Origin of the sequence: Spirosoma sp. KNUC1025, assembly GCF_045160025.1 — a bacterium.
Lineage (GTDB): Bacteria > Bacteroidota > Bacteroidia > Cytophagales > Spirosomataceae > Spirosoma.
In genome coordinates this window covers 3839378-3856810 of the sequence record NZ_CP087139.1, presented here as the reverse complement: position 1 = coordinate 3856810, position 17433 = coordinate 3839378, and the positions used below count along the sequence as shown (strand labels likewise).

Here is a 17433-nt window from a genome sequence, read left to right as displayed (position 1 = left end):
ACCGCAATTTCATTAAAATTTAAGTTTTTCTTTCTAAAAGATAGCGTATTGTCAATCGTTTTCAGCAGCAACTACAAGGGGATTTTCCCGCTGTTTATTGCGAAAAAAGCCGTTACTTTACTACAGTATGTCTCTTTATATTACCTCCTTAAATTCGGGCAGCAACGGCAATTGTTATTACGTTGGCAATGACCAGGAAGCCGTATTGATTGATGCGGGTTTATCCTGCCGCCAGATTGAAGTTCGCATGAAACGGCTCGGGCTCTCGCTACAGGCAGTGAAAGCCATTTTTGTATCGCACGAGCATTCCGACCACATCAGCGCCATTCCGCAGTTGGCCCGTGTGTATCAGTTACCGGTTTTCATTACGTCCCGAACTCTCCAGTATTCGCGATTTCCGGAGAAACGCTTTCCGATACGTTCGTTTAGCCCAAATGAGCCTGTCCAGATTGGCGACCTTCAGGTAACCGCCTTTCCAAAGCAGCACGATGCCAGCGATCCGCATAGTTTTCTGATCAGTTATCAGGGTACTAACGTGGGCGTATTTACGGATATCGGTGTAGTCTGCGAGCATGTGATTCATCATTTTAAACAATGCCACGCCGTTTTTCTGGAAGCGAATTATGATGAGGATATGCTGGACCAGGGACGGTACCCTTATTTTCTGAAGCAGCGAATTCGGGGTGGAAAAGGGCACCTTTCCAACCAGCAGGCACTGGCCCTTTTTCAGATGCACAAGCCGCCGTTCATGAGCCATATTCTATTGTCGCATTTGTCGAAAGAGAATAATAACCCACAAGTGGTTCATGATTTATTTACTCCGCACATGGCGAACACCAAACTCATCGTTGCACCCCGCCATGTAGAAACGCCCGTGTTCAGAGTCAGCGCGACGGCCAGCGTGGCATTGATGGACAATTGACGGGTTTCTGATCCAGAATCGTAACCGGCTGGTGGTGACGAACTGCGTCATGACTTTCTAGACCTCAAACGGCAATTCGTATTCTTTGCTAATCACCTTTGAAGAGCGCGTCTTAACCTGCACGTTTGCTTTCAGGGGCGAACCCGTTACCAGGTAAATTTTCACAAACTGGTCTGCATGCGCCATCCAGGAATGGTCTTCGAGGAGGTATTCCTCTACACCTGCCTTCATAGCCTGATAAGCCCATCGCTCGGTCATCAGCGGTTCAAAATTAATGATGTTACCCATGTAATAGACCTGAATCCCTGGTAGCGACTGATTGCCGAGTTCCGAACAGTCAACTACCGTGACGTTGATTGATGAACCATCTTCCAGATCCCGAACCGACCATTCGTCGATAACTGTTTTTACGTTTGCCATTGGTTTATTAAGTTATTGATTGCGATTAATTATTGTCGACAGGAAATCAGCCGGACCACTTCCATTTGCCAGCGCCAATCGAGCATCGGGGCCTGCTGTCAGCCGATTCGTGGTCAGGACGTAGCTGAAGGGCGCCAGGTAAACACTACCCGGCAGTGATAAAGAATACGTTCCATGTAAACGGATGTGGTATTGCCAGACCAAAACGGACTGGCGATACAAAACAACAGGCCCAGATGCCTCCATCAACGCGCGAGTTGGTAACTGGCAGGAATGGATAAATAAATAGCTGTTTTTACCGAAGGAGAGGATGAACGGTAAGCTGGAAAATCGAAGTAATTAGGTTATGTCTATTGTTTAAAAACAACCAGCTACAAAGAATCGAACCATTGCCTCAAATACACCTCATTAAAACGGTAGTTAAAACCTATAATACGTATTTATACGCTATAACGCGGCTTATTTAACCCTTTACTTTGTCAGAAACGAAGTCGAGATCAGTAAGTTACCTGGCTGTTTATAGTGTTGATTTAACTACGTAATAAATGACTACACATCGGTGCCTCTACGCGTTGGTTAGTTTGGTAATCAATTCTACTGCAGCCCAGGCTCAGCATTTTTTAGCCTCTGTAAATACAGCCGGGATAAGCAGCAATTACATATATCCCGAACTAGCACGGGGAATCGACCCGATTCCCGCTCCAATACTAGTGTAGGTGTTTAACTTCTTTTCTGGCTCTGACAAACGATGGCACAACCTTACTATGCACTACCGTTACGCTTCGACGAGATTATCCAGCACAACCAGCATCCGACCTGCTCGTTGCCCCAGTCGATTGCGCAGAATCTGTATTTAATTCTGACGACTCATTTCAACGAGTCTCGATTCGATGAAACGTTTGGGTGTAGCCTGTGGGATGAAGATTTTACCAATCAGTCGAACAGCCGATGGAAGGAAGATATCCGGCAATCCATCGAACAAACGATACAGGAGTACGAAAAACGGCTCACGCAGGTACGTGTTCGGGTTGATCTGACGGATCAGGAATTACAGTTAAGTCGCACAAATCGTCGGATAAAACGACAGCTGACGATCTGGATTGATGGTGTATTGAAGCGTACGAATGAGCGTTTTTCGTTTCAGCGAAGCCTGTTTTTGGCGCCTTTATCTACAGAATAAGATGACGTTGGTGCGTTCGGTTCCCTTGTCGGTACAGCGTTCAGATGTCGTTGCCGCGCTACCGAAACCTGTCGATAAAAACGATTGACTTTACACGTTATGGCTATAAATGCATTAATGGAAGGGTTCGCCCGCGAACGGGTTAAAAACCGGATGCTACGTCGGGCAGCCGATCTGTGGGGGTACGCCGAAACCGATCTCGACAGCTTCGACCCGCTTGTAGCCTTATTGATAGAAGCCTGCGCCGTTGAATTTGAGCGCGTAGCCGTTGAGATTGGTGATACGCAAAATCGATTGCTGAGCCGGCTGGCGCAGGTCCTGCATCCCGAACCCGACGTAGCCCGCCCTGCATATGGCATAGCTCAGGCCCGCCCAGTTGAACCACGTATTACGCTTCCTCCAACGACTCAGCTGTTCCATAAACGAGTGGGTGCCAACCGTTCCGATTCGGGTAGCGCTTCGGTCAGTCAGGAAGTTTATTTTTCGCCGGTCAGGTCCTGTGCATTAGTAGATGGTGCGGTGCGGTACATAGCTACTTCTGAAACGCTGTTTCGGATCGATGAAGCCAATCAGAAAATACCCCTCGCTCAACGACAGAGCGGCCCGGCCGTCCTTGCCTATCAACCGCTGTGGATTGGTCTGGAACTCGACGAGAGCATCACCTCACTGGAAGGCGTTTCGTTTTTTTTCGATTGGCCAGCCGAAGCGGGCTCAAGTAACTACCAGGCTGTTGTTGCCCAAAGTCCGTGGAAACTGGCAGGTCAGGCGTTAACGCTTCAGGAAGGATTCCCCGACGATGATACAACGGGCGGCCCGTCTCTGGCGAATGAATTTAATGTGATGTACAAAGTGGAGAGGCAGACCATTACCGCCTGCGAACAGCACTTTGTTACGGTCGCCACGTCGCCAGCACTCCAGCCGCTACGTGCTCAGCAACAGGTTTATCCGGCCCCGGTAGGACAATGGTTTGCCGAACGTGAATTGCGGACCCTTCGCGATCCAATCTGGTGGATTGAGATCCAGCTGCCGCACACGATACCTCAACAGATTCTGGCGGGTGTCAGCTGCGGCATAAACTGCTTTCCGGTTCTCAACCGGCGTCTTTACCGAATTACGTATCGACTCCAGCAGAATCTGAACATTATTCCGCTCGAAACAGATCGCTGTTTTTTAGCCGTTCGTGACGTGCGCACAAGTCAGAACCGTCAGCTAACGTCGATTCCTCTGGGAAACCTGCCGGATCTTGATGCCGATACATTTACGGTTCAGTACGGGGTAAGTCGGTTCGATGATCGCGATGCCCGTCAGGCGCTGACCGGCCTACAGGATTTACTTCGGGACGAAAGTGCTTCCTTCGCGGCTCTGGGTGAAGATTTCCTTTCGTCGGTTATTCGTGAGCTGAATCAGTCGCTGGCCCGACTTGAAGCGAAAGTAGACCAGAAAACCCTGAAGCGTGATTCGATACCGTATCTGATTATCAAGCCCAAACAGGCGGGTGACACGGTTTTTATTGACTATTGGACCTGCGATGGTGAATCCGGGAATCGTTTACCGGCCGGAAGCAAGCTCACACCCTATGCCGACACGTCACTACGTCGGGATTCGGGTCTACTGGTAAAATCAACACTTGGCGGGCACGAGCGCCCCAAAGACTGGGAAAAAGTCACGAATTACAAACGGGCTTTGCTGACCCGAAATCGAGTCGTTACGCCTGAAGATGTACGGGCTGTATGCCTGGATGAACTGGGGCGAAACGTCCAGACAGTGCGGGTTGAACGCGCTTTTCGGGTTGCTACGGGGCCAACTAACGGTTTCGAGCGATGCATACAGGTAAGCCTGCAACCGTCTGCTGCCAGTACGTTAACACCAGCCGACTGGGAACAGCAAATCCGGCATTTACAACTGAGTCTGGAAAACCAATCGGTTTCAGCCCTGCCGTATCAGCTTATTGTTTTACCCGCTTAACGTATCTCTGATCTATGGAGCCGATCAACGACTATGCCGACCGCCTGAATCACCTTTCTATCGATCTGCGGGCCGAAGTGGTGCTGGCTGATATGGTGACGGATGGCGTTTCGCTCGACGATTTGATTCTAAACCCGATGGGCGCGTTCAGGCGGGCCACTGGCCGCGATATCAACGATGTCAGCTGGGTGGAGTCGGAACGTAAAGTGAAACGGTGGTTACAGATCAACCTGAATCGCAGCGGCTTATACGACCTGCTACCCGAAGGAGTTTTCCATCAGCCGACCACCAACAACAGGTTGACGGATAAGGAAGATATACTGCAGGAAATGACCATTCAGCGGCAGCGAGAACTGGCCGCCCGGCAGTTCTTTCTGCCGATCGACCAGGAATTTTTGCGGCAGCGTGTTCAGATCGAACTGGAGTCGCGTCAGTCGCTACTCCATAATGAGCCCGATGATTTGCTCGTTCAGTTCTGGTCGTTGCCTGAATTTTTGACGCCCGAACAAAGCCGACGGTTGCAGTATCTGCTTCCGCTGGTGCATCAGCTGGCAGGCAACATGGAGGCTATGACTGAATGTTTTGAGCAACTGGTTGACGAACGTATCAGCCTTCAGCTTGACACACCGGGCTCCGTTCTGCTCTCTACGGATAATCGGCTGGGAGAATGGCAACTGGGCGACTCGTCGGTTTTCGATGGATGGCTACAGGATGAAGAACCCCTCTTGCGGTTGACCATACACATTGAACAGAGCGACCAGCTGGCCAACTATCTGCCCGGTCAGAACGGTCGCCGGCTGATCGAGTGGCTGAGTGGATTCCTGGTTCCTTTAGACGTTAACCTGAGCATCGAACTGAATACGTCGGCCCTCCACGATACCTTTCTGCTGACAGACGATGATTCGTTCGGCCGATTAAGTTTTACAACGTATGTGAGCACTGGCTAATGAAAAACGAATGATGAGTATTCTGCCAAGTGCAGTACTCTTTATCCACTGTTCAATGCTCTGATAACCAACAACCCCCTCTACAATGGTAGTACCTGACCTAACTTACCTGCCCGTAAACTGGATCGACGGCATGAAGATTGCCAGACGGCATTTTACCGAATGGGAGAATTTCATGCATGACCAGCTTCGCGATAGCAATGCGCTGGGCCTTTCGAGATTCCGATACGGTATTTTGCCCGCCGAAGATGCGCTGGATATGCAGATTCAGTGCGATTTTAACCAGCAAATCCGTGTGCAGCTTCGCAGTTGCCGGGCCATTACACCCCATGGCGGCCGGATCGATTACCATACGACCACAGATGCCCTGACCTGCACGACTTCGTTTCCGGCACTGGCTGAAACCTATGGGTTGCAAACCGGCAAACCGCAAACCTTCGACGTAATGTTGACGGTCGATCCGTTCACGCGTATCCCTACGGGCGAACCTATTCTTACGGAAACACCACCCCGCCATCCGCACACCCGACCCAATTATCAGCTGCATGTTGTACCATCGAGCCAGGTGCGGCCGGGTGAATTGAGCTATCAGCTAATTGTCGGGCGGGTACGTTATGGCAATGGTGAAGTGCAGCAGGATGCCGATTACATGCCTGCCTGTACGTCGATATATAGCCTGCCCCGATTGCAGCAGTGGTACCAGCAGTTTGGCAAACACCTCGAATCGCTGGAAACGAACGTTTATAAAATTCTGCAAAAAAGTAAAGACCGCGACCTTAAAAATGCCTTACAGAACAGTACGTTACTGATGGCTGAGCGGCTGGCCTTTACGCTGGGCGACATAAGCACCCGTTATAGCTGGATAATTCCTTACGAGCCGCCCATCCAAATGGCCGAACTGCTCATGCGTCCCGTGCAGGCTATACGTGTGGTCATGACCATGCTAAGCGGACGCGAACGCGAGGAGTTTATCGGGTATATCAGCGAATGGGCTGACCTGACCCCCGGCGCTCTGGAAGCTCAGCTCAATGCGCTTCTGCAACTCCCGTATGAGCATACCGAATTAAATAAACTGCTGACAGAAGTTGATACGTTCTACCGCACCCTGACCAACGTATTTTATAAGCTGGCTCAGTTGGATTTCATTGGTAAACGGAAAGGGCAGAACGTGTTTATTATTGAACACGAAGTAAAGGAAACGCCCCCCGAAAAACCGCGTTCGCGCTGGAGTCCGCTCGGATAGAACCGCTAAATAAGTACTCCTGAGCATCGGTTTAAAAACTACTTACCTTGAAAGTTCAAGGGTCCAGGCGCCCGACGGCCGGGTTGTTGCCTGAGCATAAAACTGACATGTTGACGCTGGAACCTCGAATGTATAACCCTCTTTCTTAACGTATGGAACCCCTAAATAAACCCGAGCGACAGCAGGCATTCAGTCGATTTCTTGGCGTTTACTGCCTGTCAGTCACTGTGCCGATACTGGCCGTTTATTTACTGCTCAGTGCCCCCAACTACGTATTAAAAGAAGAAAACGCCCGACTCAATCTAACGCTGACGGAGCAGACCGAAAAGCTGAAGAAACGAATGGATGGGGTTACGGCAGACCTGAAAACTCTCCAGACCACCGACCAGGCTTATCTGAAAGCAACCGATATTGAGAAGGGAAGCCTGAAAACACAGCTTTCGGGTCTGGAAAATGGTCTGCAACAGCACGTCAACACGCTGAAAGCCGATACAGCCCAGCTTCAACTCACAAACAAACAGCTCTCCCGCGGGATCGTTGAGGCTTATGATGCCGTTCTGACGTACCGAAATAACATTAGCTACCTGCGCGATATTCTGGATAAAAAAGGAATTGATGCGACGCAGATTGACAAGCTGACTGCCGCTCTCCTTCAGGCCCGTCAGGAGAACGATATGCTGAAGATTCTGGCAGCAAAATCGGCAGCGCCCGCTCCGGCAGCCGGTGGTGGCGGTGGTCCCAACTACCTTGCCCAATATCAGGATTGTACAGGAAAGCTGGCAACGGCGCAGGGGCGGATTAATCAGTTGATGGATCAGCTTAAAGCAGCCAGTATTCAGCCAGCAACGGCCCCTCCTCCTACAACGGCCAGTGCCAGCGTGTCGCGGGCGGATGTTGAAATGGACATCATTGACCGTTGCGAAAAAAAGGCGGATGCTACCAACCGCCCCCCACTCTGGCGTAGACCCCTCTACGAATTTGCGGTCGAGACTCTCGAACGTAATACCCGCCCGGATGCCAAACAACGCATTGCCACAATTACCGATAAATTACGTCGGCTAGGTTCTGATTAATAGTCATTTAGGCATTACGCTTCGCGGACATTTGTCATTGGTCAGTTGTCATTAGCGATTAGTCATTCGTTGCTATTGCGCAGAAATAAGGTTCCATACCAACTGGCCAACAATACCCAAAGATTTCTTAACTCCAATTCTGATGGCATACACAGAAGATGTTAAACGGGCGATACAAATCGCTCAGTCTTTATCAAAGGAGTATCAGAATGAGCTGTTTGCACCGGCACATTTGCTAATGGGGCTGTTGCATAATGAGGTCGGTCTGGCATCCTGGTTAGGTGTTCAGGGGCAGGACGTACCCTACCTGCGTGAGTGGGCTGAAGTACGTATCGAAGCCAGTCCGAAAGCCAGCCGTTTATCAACCAATCCGCCGGGCGATGAACAGGTAAAAGCCGCTATGGAACTGGCTGATCTGGTGGCCATGCAACTAGGCAAATCGCAAACCGACCCGGTGTGCGTGCTTGCTGCCCTGCTCAAACCGGGTGTTGGATTCAGCGCAGAACAACTCCGCAGCTTCCCATTGACGCAGGCTGAATTAATGCAGGCTGCGCTGGCTGACGCGGACGTAGAAACAGCCATAGCACCCGCTGAAACCGAATCAGGGCAACGTACTGGAACTTCCCCGGCAGGTGCAGCAGGGCAAGCACTGCTACGTTATTGCGTTGACAAAACAGCCATGGCTTCGGAAGGACGACTGGACCCAATTCTGGGCCGCGACCGCGAGGTACGGATGATGACCGAAACCCTGGGCCGACGGACAAAACCAAACGTAATATTAGTGGGTGAACCTGGGGTTGGCAAAACTGCTCTGGCTGATGGATTCGCCCTCAACATTATAGCGGGTCAGGTACCCCAGCACCTGAAAAATGCCCGCCTGCTCGAACTCGACCTGGGTGCATTGGTAGCCGGTGCATCATATAAGGGCGAGGTGGAAGACCGGCTGAAGAGTATTCTGAAAGAGTTGAAACAGGATGCTAAAATCATTCTGTTTATCGATGAAATTCACCAGCTTTTAGATCCACGCGGGCCGCTCGGAACAGGGGTTGCCAATTTGCTCAAGCCCGAACTGGCTAAAGGAAACCTCACGGTGATTGGCGCCACTACGCTCGATGAATACCGTAAGTATATTGAAACCGATGAAGCGTTTAGCCGCCGGTTCGACGTACTACGTGTAGAAGAACCCGACGTCGAAACGGCCATCCGGATGATCCAGCGGCTGGTGCCTTTTTACGAAAACCACCATCAACTGAGCGTCGGGGCCGATGCGGTTTCGGAAGCCGTAGTACTGGCCAAACGCTACAGCCGCAACCGACGCCTTCCCGATGCGGCCGTTGATCTGCTCGACCGAACCCTTTCGGCAGTGCGCATGATTAGCGAACGTACTCCCGACGAGGTAGCTCAGCTGACTCAGCAACTCGATCAGTTAACAGCCAACGGCACGAACACCTTACAGGAACTCCGCTATCTGCATCAGGAACTGGAAAATAAAATAAGCCCGATTTTACTGGCCAACTTAAGCGCAGAAATGGCCTCTGATGACGAAGCCGATCCGTTTGAATCGGCAGCAACCTTAACCGACCACATTCGGCAAACCCTGAACCGGCTGTCGGACCTGACCGAGACGGCGAAAACCAGTGTGGATCGGCACGACGTAGCGGCAGTAATTTCGCACAAAACAGGAATACCGCTGGGCAAAATACAGAGTCAGGAGCGTGATAAGCTGCTGGCCATTGATGAGGTGCTTAAACAACGGGTTATTGGTCAGGATCATGCCGTAAAAGCCGTAGCTGATGCCATTCTGGAAGCTCGTTCCGGCCTCACCAAAGCGGGGCAACCTATTGGCTCCTTCTTCCTGCTGGGACCAACCGGAACCGGCAAAACTGAACTGGCCAAGTCGCTGGCCGATTTTCTGTTCAACGACGAGTCGTTTTTGATCCGATTCGATATGTCGGAATTTAAAGAGGAGCATTCGGCAGCTTTACTTTATGGTGCCCCGCCGGGCTACGTCGGTTACGAAGAAGGGGGTTTGCTGGTGAATAAAATTCGCGAAAAACCGTACTCCGTCGTGCTGTTTGATGAAATCGAAAAAGCGCACCCTTCGGTCTTCGATATTTTCCTCCAAATTCTCGACGAGGGCCGCCTGCACGACCGACTGGGCAAAGAAGGCGACTTTTCCGATGCGGTGGTTCTGTTTACGTCAAACATTGGCAGTCAGCTGGTTATACAGCGATTTGGTGAAGGACAGGTTCCAACCAATACTGAACTTATGGAAACGATGAGCCGCCATTTTCGACCCGAATTCCTGGCTCGTTTGACCGAAATTGTTCCTTTCGCCCCGATATCTGAGGAAAATGCAGTGCGAATTTTTAACCTCCACCTGCGCGGATTAATTGACCAGCTCACAAAGCAAGGCATCACGCTCGACCTGAGCACCGAAGCACGCAGGCATCTGGCCCTGTCGGGATTTACGCCCCAGTACGGTGCCCGACAGCTAAAAGGCGTTATTCGGAATCAGCTCCGGCGGCCTATTTCACGGATGATTGTGGCTGGCGACGTAACGAAAGGTTCGACAATTCACGTGGGGCTACAAAACGACGAATTGGTGTGGAAGACAACCCATGCAGAAACGCCTGTTACTCAACCGAGCGAACAACCCGCCGAGACATCGGCACAAACCGTATAAACTATGGGTCAGCCAGCAGCACGCTTGATGGATATGCACGTTTGCCCGATGCAAACGCCCGCCGTCGTACCGATTCCGCACGTTGGCGGGCCAATCATGGGTCCGGGCATGCCAACCGTTCTCATCGCCGGCCAACCCGCTGCCACTGTGGGGGATATGTGTACTTGTGTCGGTCCGCCTGACGTAATCGTGAAAGGGTCAGCTACCGTATTGATCGGCGGAAAACCAGCCGCCCGAATGGGCGATATGACGGCTCACGGAGGCAGTATCGTGGCCGGCTGCCCAACCGTATTGGTTGGTGGCTGATTCTGAGGAGTCAACCACAAACGTAACGTATTGATTTTCATTTTTTAACCAATAGACCAAATCATGTTTGACTACGGAATCGGGGGGCAGGAGCGCAAGCTCAACGTCAGCGAGAGTATTGTTGACATACCCCAAAACAAAACCCTACTCATTGAGAAACTAACGAGCGATCCATCCTTTCGCCCGGAGGTGGTTGAGGGCCTGAAAACCGTTGGTGAAGTCTTTGCCTATTTCAAGCCGGAGCAAGAAGTCGAATTCAACACCGAAGACGGCAGCACCATCAGCGAAACGCTGCATTTCAACTCACTGTCCGATTTTGGTCGGAAAGGTGTCATTGCACAGAGCGATTACCTACAGGAGTTGAACATAACCTTCGAAGATTTTCAGCGCTACGTACGTCAGCTCAAGTCGAACAAAATTCTGAAAGCTGTACTCGAAAATCCAGACGCCAAAGCAGCCTATCTGGCGTCGATTCAGGCGATGATACGTGAGCTTGACGAGGCACAATAAAACAGGATTCGGTTTCGTCCGTCAGCCAACCCCTGATCGAAGACCACCAACCATAACCGACATTTAAAACGACATGGAAGCACAAGATAAACCATTGAAAGTAGGCGAAAAGACGGCAGAATCAGCTCCTTCGCTTGAAGCCAGTGCCGCGAAGCTGGTTAAATACGGCGGATTTTCTATTCTGGAAACCACGCTCGAAGGCGTGCAGAATATGAATCCCGAGAAAAAAGCGCGTAAGAAAATCTTTCTGACCGAACAGGCGAAAGCGACCGAACGGGCCGAACTGAGCAAGCGACTGCATCTGATGTATGACCTGTTGTCGAGCGCCGATACAGTAGCGGAGATAGCTGAAACCGCACAAAATAAAGCTGAAACCGCCCAGACACTGCTCAACGAAAACCTGCTTAAGGCGTTCGAGGCTACCCGTGGTCTGGAACAGTCGTATCGGTCGGTAGCCAGTTTCTACGCCAATACCGATCAGGATAAAGTCAAGAATGTCAACATTATGAATGCCGAGCCGGAACAACTTACCGACCTCGACAACACGACGTTTATTGATGCCGTAGCCGAAGAGTTTGCTCGCACTTTCGACCGACTCGATCTGCGCGAAAGCTACTCGCTGCTGGTACTGCCCGGCTACCTGGGCTCCAAAAAGGTAGTGGACAAATGGGCACAGATTGCCCATAAAAACAAGGTCATGATGGTGACCGATTTCGAGCATCTGGACGCCCCCGAAGACGTAGTGGACCTCTTCGAATCGGCGGATCTGACTGGGGGTGACGCGTACCTTTCCAACGTAATGATGACCTGCAACTGGCTTACGGGCCGCGGAAAGCATCAGGATGTTGGCGAAGAAGAGGACCTGTACGTACCCGGCTCAGCGGCCTTGGCGGGCAAAGTATACAGCACGCTGATGTCGCAGGTAACGGCGGGTCGCAAACACGGTGCACTCAACGAGGCCGATGGTGTACGCTTTCCGCTGAAGAAAAGCGAAATCGCTACGCTGGAAAAAATGGGGCTGATTCCGATGGTGAACGAGTACGGCAAGGTGATGCCTTTCTCGGCCAAAACGCTCTTCAACGGCGATAACCTCGGCCTTCAGACGTATTCGGTTGTACGGGTATTCGACTACGTAACGAAAGTGCTGATCGACTTCCTGAACCGCCGGGCGTTCGAGAATTTCAACTACAATACGAAAGCCGACATTCAGAAACAGATTGTGAAGTTCCTGGATAGTGTGACCGGACCCGGTAAGCTCATCGAAAAGTTCAAGCTGCTACGTTTCGAACAGGACCCCAAGCAGAAAGATAGGATTTACCTCGACATTCACATGGTGCCGTACTTCCCGGCCAAAACCTTCCTGCTCAAACTAGACGGACAGAAAGGCGACGATCCGGATTCGGCCGAATGGAAAGCAGACTACGATCAGCAATAGACTTACTCAGTTTTCAGACTTCTAAATCAACAACAATATGTCTGCTTACAAGGCAATTTTAATGACCGGTGAGTTCGGGTACGGGCTTAACCGGGTTAACTTTTTTGTTGCGCGCGACCGCGACGACAAAGGGCGACCTGTGTCGAACCTGGCCTGGACCATCATGGTTTCGATGTACGCCGTTCGCGATACTGTGTTTACCGAGTGGATGATTGATCCGACAAAAAAAAGGGACATGGAGATTTTCTTCAATGAAGGGGGAGAGGTCGCCGTAAAAAAGTGGAATTTCAAAGATGTGTACTGCGTCGGGTTTGAGGAAAATTTCGTGCAGGATTTGGGTATCATGGAAACCATTCTCCTGCTTTCCGGGCAGGCTGTCTCTAACGGAAACGCTACGCTGACGTACCAGTGGGCTTAGGCATAGTAAACTTAACCAATCCTAACAATGGCTAAACGAGCAGTTTTATCGGTTTGTGGCGAAGATTTTGACCTGCTGGAGTTCAACATCAATCTCAGGCAGAAGACAAACAACCTGGGTAAACCCGCTTCGGGCGTTTTTCTGGGCGATTTTTACTTCATTATCGAAGGGGGCACAGATATATTTTCGAGTGGATCAGCGACCCCACCCGCATGGAAAGCGGGTCGATTAAAGTCTACTATAAAAAAGGCGATTCGCCTTTTGTCGAGTACACGTTCGTGCAGGGCTTTCTCACCACGATTCTGGAGAACCTGTACGACAACGAGGGCATTGAAAATGCCTTCAACAGCATAAGTATGGCTGAGGATTCCAGCGAAAGCTTTGAGATGTGGACAAATATGGAAAGCACAGGTTTCAAGTCTGTAGACCTAAGCCATATTCTGACGAATACAGTATCCAAAACTCGGCAGTTTCAGCAGCGGACCGGCATTGACTACGTACTGATGATCACACTCTCCTGCGAGCAGGTACAGATTCGCAATATTGTTCACAAGAACGAGTGGCAGACGCAACGGCGCTAAGCGTTTATTATGAGCAAGTTAGCCTGCTTTCTTTACTCTTAAACCAATTTCAGATATGGCATCGTTTCGCGCAGAAATGACAGTAGACAATGATTTATTTGTTCTTAACCGAATCTTTTTCACGGCTTCGCGCAAACGAAACCGGAAAGGCGAACCGGCATCGGGCATAAGCTGGCGGATGCATATAGCCATGGACGTGCTGGAGCAAGCCACCTTTGCGGAGTGGATGTTCGACTCGCAGATGAAAAAAGACGTCAGCGTTACCTTTTACGCCAGCGACGACGAAGGGGGTGGCGAAACCAAATTAAAAGAGTGGACGCTGGAGGCCACGTACTGTTTTGGTCTGCTTGAATTATTCGTTGGCGACGCGTCGTTTGAGACAACGAACATGATTCTGAAAGGAAAATCGGTCTCCAATGGAAACGCTACGTTAACAGTGGATCCAAGCGAAGCAGAATAAACGGCAACAAACAAAAACTATGGCGCACAAAGCAATATTAACAGTAGCGGGTCAGGAAATTAAAGTCCTGGAATTTCTGGTTTCGTTCAAACAGGCATCCAATCAGAAAGGAGTACCCGCTTCGGATGTGATGCTGGGCGATTTTTATCTGATCACCGAAGGCGGTTCCGACTTCTTCTTTGAATGGCTGTCGGATGAAGATCGGCTGGAAAGTGGCGACATTAAAACGTATCGGAATGATCAGGACTCCGTTTTTCTGACCTATGAGTTTGAAAACGCCTTCGTTACGGACGTTTCCGAAAGTTTCTACGACGACCACGGCAATATTCAGAACCAGTTCAACCGGATCAGTTCGGCCGAAGACTTAACCGATGATTCGTATGAGTACGGGTATAACTTAACCCGACTCAGCCGACAGGAAAGCGTGCTCGTCAGAAATATGTGGAAACGCGTCCGTCAGTTTCAGGAGCGGACCAATACGGCCTACTGCCTGTTCATTACGTTGTCCTGCGAAAAAATAAAGCTGCGGGACGTACCTCTCGACAACCAATGGCCTGATGCTTAATCGATTCTCTTACTGAAACTATGGCTTACGAAGGAAAACTGACGGTAGAAGGAACCGATTACGACATCAATTGGATGCTGTTACGGGTCATACGTGACGAAGACAAGCGGGGCATCCCCTCGTCGCGCCCGGAATGGGGAGTGCTCGTAGGAATGGATGCAATGGAGGATAGCACCATTAAAACCTGGATGATTGACCCACATATGCAGAAAGACGGCAAGATTACACTGAGCCGGATTGATGAAGACGCTACGTATAAGGAGATCGAGTTTAAAAAGGCGTATTGTCTCCTCTACAAAGATGAGTTCTTCGCCGATATTGAATACCTGAACACGGTTATCTACATCTCTGGCACCGAGATTACGTTTAATAAAGCCACCCTGAAAGTCTAATCATTAACCTCAGCTACGATGTCATTCAAAGCTACGTTAACCGTCGAAGGAAAATCATTCGATGTGTTGCAGTGCGCTCATTTTCTGAAACAAAAAAGCGAGCGCGGAAAAGTAACATCCGGCGTACGCGGAGGGGCCATTACGTTGATTCTGGACAGTACTGAAGATGAACTGCTGGGCAGCTGGGCAACGTCGCCAACCGCCAAAAAGAGTGGTGAGATTGTCTTTGAACGCATCGACCAGCGATCGGCCCTTCAGAAACTAGAATTTGAAGATGCCTACGCGATTTTTTATTTTGAGTTAATGTCATCAAAGGCGATTTCCGACGTGAGTGCTATCCTGGATGTGAGCAACGATATTTTTTCGTTTGATGTGACGGAACAGAATCTACTTGTAGAACGATTTACGGATGCGACGCGAAACATTCTTCGGTTTACTGACCGAACCCGGAACGCCAACTGTATTCTGCTGCGCTTGTCGGCCGCCAAGATTAAACTCGACGGAATTGATCACCAAAACACGTAACCAATGGCCAAACAGGTCATCACTCACGTAGAACTCGAAGGCGGAAAAGAACTGAAAAACGTTTCGTCGCTGTCCATTGAACAGGACCTGTTCGGTCATCATCAATTTGACTTTTCCGTACCGTTCGAGGATCTGGAAGATGCCAACGAATTGTTTTTTCATGAGTCGCACCGCAACGTAATCGGCAAAACGATTCAGTTTTCCTTTGAACCTTTACTTGAAGATGGTTCATTCGATTTCAAATTCAAGGGTATAATCACCGAACTGACGCTGAAAAATACCAGCGATACGTCAAACATTTTTCTGCTGAAGGGTTATGGGTTAACAATTCTGCTGGAAGACAGTAAGGCCCGCCGTACGTATTTGCAGAGTAGTCTGGAAGACATCGTTAACAAGGTGCTGAACCCCTACCCCAGCAACCTGCTGAAGCGCTCGGTAAAACCCAAACTTACCGACCCGCTGAAATACGTAGTGCAATACGACGAAACCAATTTTGAATTTCTGGCGCGCCTGTCGGCCGAATATGGCGAATGGTGTTTTTATGATGGACAGAAACTGGTGTTTGGTAAACCCGACGACAACAAAGTCGATTTCAACGTGAATGGCAACCAGACCTTTGCCATGAGTATGCGGCTTCTGCCGGCCAAATTTCAGTATTCGCGCTACGATTATGTAGCCGACCGTACCTATGAAAGTCATTCAAAAGACCAGCAGGTCAACGGGTTGGGGCAATGGGGTGATTTTACGCTGGATGAATCAGAAAAGCTGTTCAGTCAGGAGTCGCAACTACCGCTGCCCAAGCTAGTATACGGACAAAGCGAGCTGGATGCCGTTGCCAAGACCCAGAAAGCGATGGAATCAAGCCGACTGGTTGATTTTCAGGGCTTTGGCGAGAATCCAGACGTATCGGTTGGTACGGTGATTTCCGTAAAAGGAACGCGTATCACCGAGCGGGGCACATCCGACGAAAATTTTGGCAATTATCGAATTACCCACGTATCGCACTCCGTCGATGGTAGCGGCAACTACGCCAATACGTTCCGGGCTGTTCCCGATACAGTCACCTACCCTCCGCCCAACCCTTCTTTCCGCCTGCCCATTGGCCTGTCGGAACTGGCCACGGTGGTTGATAATGAAGACCCCGATAAATTAGGCCGCATAAAAGTCGAGTTTATGTGGCCGGGCGACGATAAGGAATCGGATTGGTTACGAGTTGCCCATCCGTACACGGCTAATGGCGAAGGCATGCTGTTTGTGCCGGAGGTAGATGCCCAGGTTATGATTGCTTACGAATCAAACCTGGCTGAATATCCCTACGTACTGACGAGCCTGTACCCAAAAAAGAGCGGCACCAATTACACCCAGCGTAACAACGTCCAGAAGCTCATCCAGACAAAAGGCGGCAATCAGATCAGCATTTACGACAAAGACGGTGACCAAAAAATTGAACTGACAAACACCAACAATACAGACACTCACGTAGTCCTGTCGTTTGCCAGTGATGGGAAGATCACCATTGAAACTAAAGGGGAGATAGCGATTTCGGGGAAAGACGTCCATGTAAAGGCAGACAATAATTTAACCCTCGAAGCCCGGAACAACGTAGAGATTAAAGCCACCAACGAAGTAAAAATCGAAGGAACGGCCAGTGTTGATGTAAAAGGAGCGCAAGTCAAAGTCGAGGCAGACGCTACGGCCGACATCAAAGCCAATGCCCAACTGTCGCTCCAGGGTACGCAAACTTCCTTAAAAGGCGACGCTATGGTAGAAGTGAAAGGCGGTGTAATTATGCTAAATTAAGCATC

General features: G+C 50.2%; 19 protein-coding genes and 1 pseudogene. 18 read left to right on the top strand and 2 right to left on the bottom strand.

Features of this window, described 5'->3' with window-relative positions:
* Positions 1-127 precede the first annotated feature (127 nt).
* Complete coding sequence (locus LN737_RS16780) at positions 128-922, top strand: MBL fold metallo-hydrolase (RefSeq protein ID WP_405510943.1); 795 nt, start codon at positions 128-130, stop codon at positions 920-922.
* Between the two features lie 57 nt (positions 923-979).
* On the opposite strand, the gene LN737_RS16775 is transcribed toward LN737_RS16780, so the two are convergent.
* Together LN737_RS16775 and LN737_RS16770 are read right to left on the bottom strand one after the other, a co-directional pair.
* Entirely contained in the window at positions 980-1342 is a 363-nt protein-coding gene (locus LN737_RS16775) for a hypothetical protein (RefSeq protein WP_405510942.1), read from the bottom strand.
* Between the two features lie 12 nt (positions 1343-1354).
* Complete coding sequence (locus LN737_RS16770) at positions 1355-1588, bottom strand: hypothetical protein (RefSeq protein WP_405510941.1); 234 nt, start codon at positions 1586-1588, stop codon at positions 1355-1357.
* A 502-nt stretch (positions 1589-2090) separates the two neighbouring features.
* Here LN737_RS16770 and LN737_RS16765 point away from each other — a divergent pair.
* From LN737_RS16765 to LN737_RS16685, 17 genes and pseudogenes are all read left to right on the top strand, one after another.
* Entirely contained in the window at positions 2091-2522 is a 432-nt protein-coding gene (locus tag LN737_RS16765) for a GPW/gp25 family protein (RefSeq protein WP_405510940.1), read from the top strand.
* 99 nt (positions 2523-2621) lie between these two features.
* A complete protein-coding gene (locus LN737_RS16760) occupies positions 2622-4487 on the top strand; it encodes a hypothetical protein (protein WP_405510939.1) in 1866 nt (621 codons plus the stop codon).
* Between the two features lie 14 nt (positions 4488-4501).
* A complete protein-coding gene (locus LN737_RS16755) occupies positions 4502-5434 on the top strand; it encodes a hypothetical protein (RefSeq protein ID WP_405510938.1) in 933 nt (310 codons plus the stop codon).
* An 85-nt stretch (positions 5435-5519) separates the two neighbouring features.
* The gene (locus tag LN737_RS16750) at positions 5520-6677 is read left to right on the top strand and encodes a hypothetical protein (RefSeq protein ID WP_405510937.1); all 1158 of its coding nucleotides are present in this window, start codon (positions 5520-5522) and stop codon (positions 6675-6677) included.
* A 152-nt stretch (positions 6678-6829) separates the two neighbouring features.
* On the top strand, positions 6830-7750 hold the full coding sequence (locus LN737_RS16745; RefSeq protein ID WP_405510936.1) for a hypothetical protein: 921 nt from the start codon (positions 6830-6832) through the stop codon (positions 7748-7750).
* Between the two features lie 142 nt (positions 7751-7892).
* Positions 7893-10436: an ATP-dependent Clp protease ATP-binding subunit gene (locus LN737_RS16740; RefSeq protein WP_405510935.1), complete on the top strand. Its 2544-nt coding sequence runs from the start codon at positions 7893-7895 to the stop codon at positions 10434-10436.
* 3 nt (positions 10437-10439) lie between these two features.
* Entirely contained in the window at positions 10440-10742 is a 303-nt protein-coding gene (locus tag LN737_RS16735) for a PAAR domain-containing protein (protein ID WP_405510934.1), read from the top strand.
* Positions 10743-10805: 63 nt separating this feature from the next.
* On the top strand, positions 10806-11252 hold the full coding sequence (locus LN737_RS16730; protein WP_405510933.1) for a hypothetical protein: 447 nt from the start codon (positions 10806-10808) through the stop codon (positions 11250-11252).
* Between the two features lie 73 nt (positions 11253-11325).
* Positions 11326-12687, top strand: coding sequence for a DUF5458 family protein (locus LN737_RS16725; RefSeq protein WP_405510932.1), 1362 nt, complete (start codon positions 11326-11328; stop codon positions 12685-12687).
* Positions 12688-12724: 37 nt separating this feature from the next.
* Complete coding sequence (gene tssD / locus LN737_RS16720) at positions 12725-13105, top strand: type VI secretion system tube protein TssD (protein WP_405510931.1); 381 nt, start codon at positions 12725-12727, stop codon at positions 13103-13105.
* A gap of 27 nt (positions 13106-13132) precedes the next feature.
* Positions 13133-13264, top strand: a pseudogene (gene tssD, locus LN737_RS16715) (type VI secretion system tube protein TssD); the annotation flags it as partial.
* A 53-nt stretch (positions 13265-13317) separates the two neighbouring features.
* On the top strand, positions 13318-13686 hold the full coding sequence (locus LN737_RS16710) for a hypothetical protein (protein ID WP_405520577.1): 369 nt from the start codon (positions 13318-13320) through the stop codon (positions 13684-13686).
* A gap of 55 nt (positions 13687-13741) precedes the next feature.
* Complete coding sequence (gene tssD, locus LN737_RS16705; protein WP_405510929.1) at positions 13742-14146, top strand: type VI secretion system tube protein TssD; 405 nt, start codon at positions 13742-13744, stop codon at positions 14144-14146.
* 19 nt (positions 14147-14165) lie between these two features.
* Positions 14166-14711 (top strand): type VI secretion system tube protein TssD, encoded by a 546-nt coding sequence (gene tssD, locus LN737_RS16700; RefSeq protein WP_405510928.1) that lies wholly within the window; start codon positions 14166-14168, stop codon positions 14709-14711.
* 20 nt (positions 14712-14731) lie between these two features.
* Positions 14732-15103 carry a type VI secretion system tube protein TssD gene (tssD, locus tag LN737_RS16695; RefSeq protein WP_405510926.1) on the top strand — a complete coding sequence of 124 codons (372 nt, stop codon included), beginning with the start codon at positions 14732-14734 and terminating at the stop codon, positions 15101-15103.
* An 18-nt stretch (positions 15104-15121) separates the two neighbouring features.
* On the top strand, positions 15122-15628 hold the full coding sequence (tssD, locus tag LN737_RS16690) for a type VI secretion system tube protein TssD (protein WP_405510924.1): 507 nt from the start codon (positions 15122-15124) through the stop codon (positions 15626-15628).
* 3 nt (positions 15629-15631) lie between these two features.
* On the top strand, positions 15632-17428 hold the full coding sequence (locus tag LN737_RS16685) for a type VI secretion system Vgr family protein (RefSeq protein ID WP_405510923.1): 1797 nt from the start codon (positions 15632-15634) through the stop codon (positions 17426-17428).
* The last annotated feature ends 5 nt before the right edge of the window (positions 17429-17433 follow it).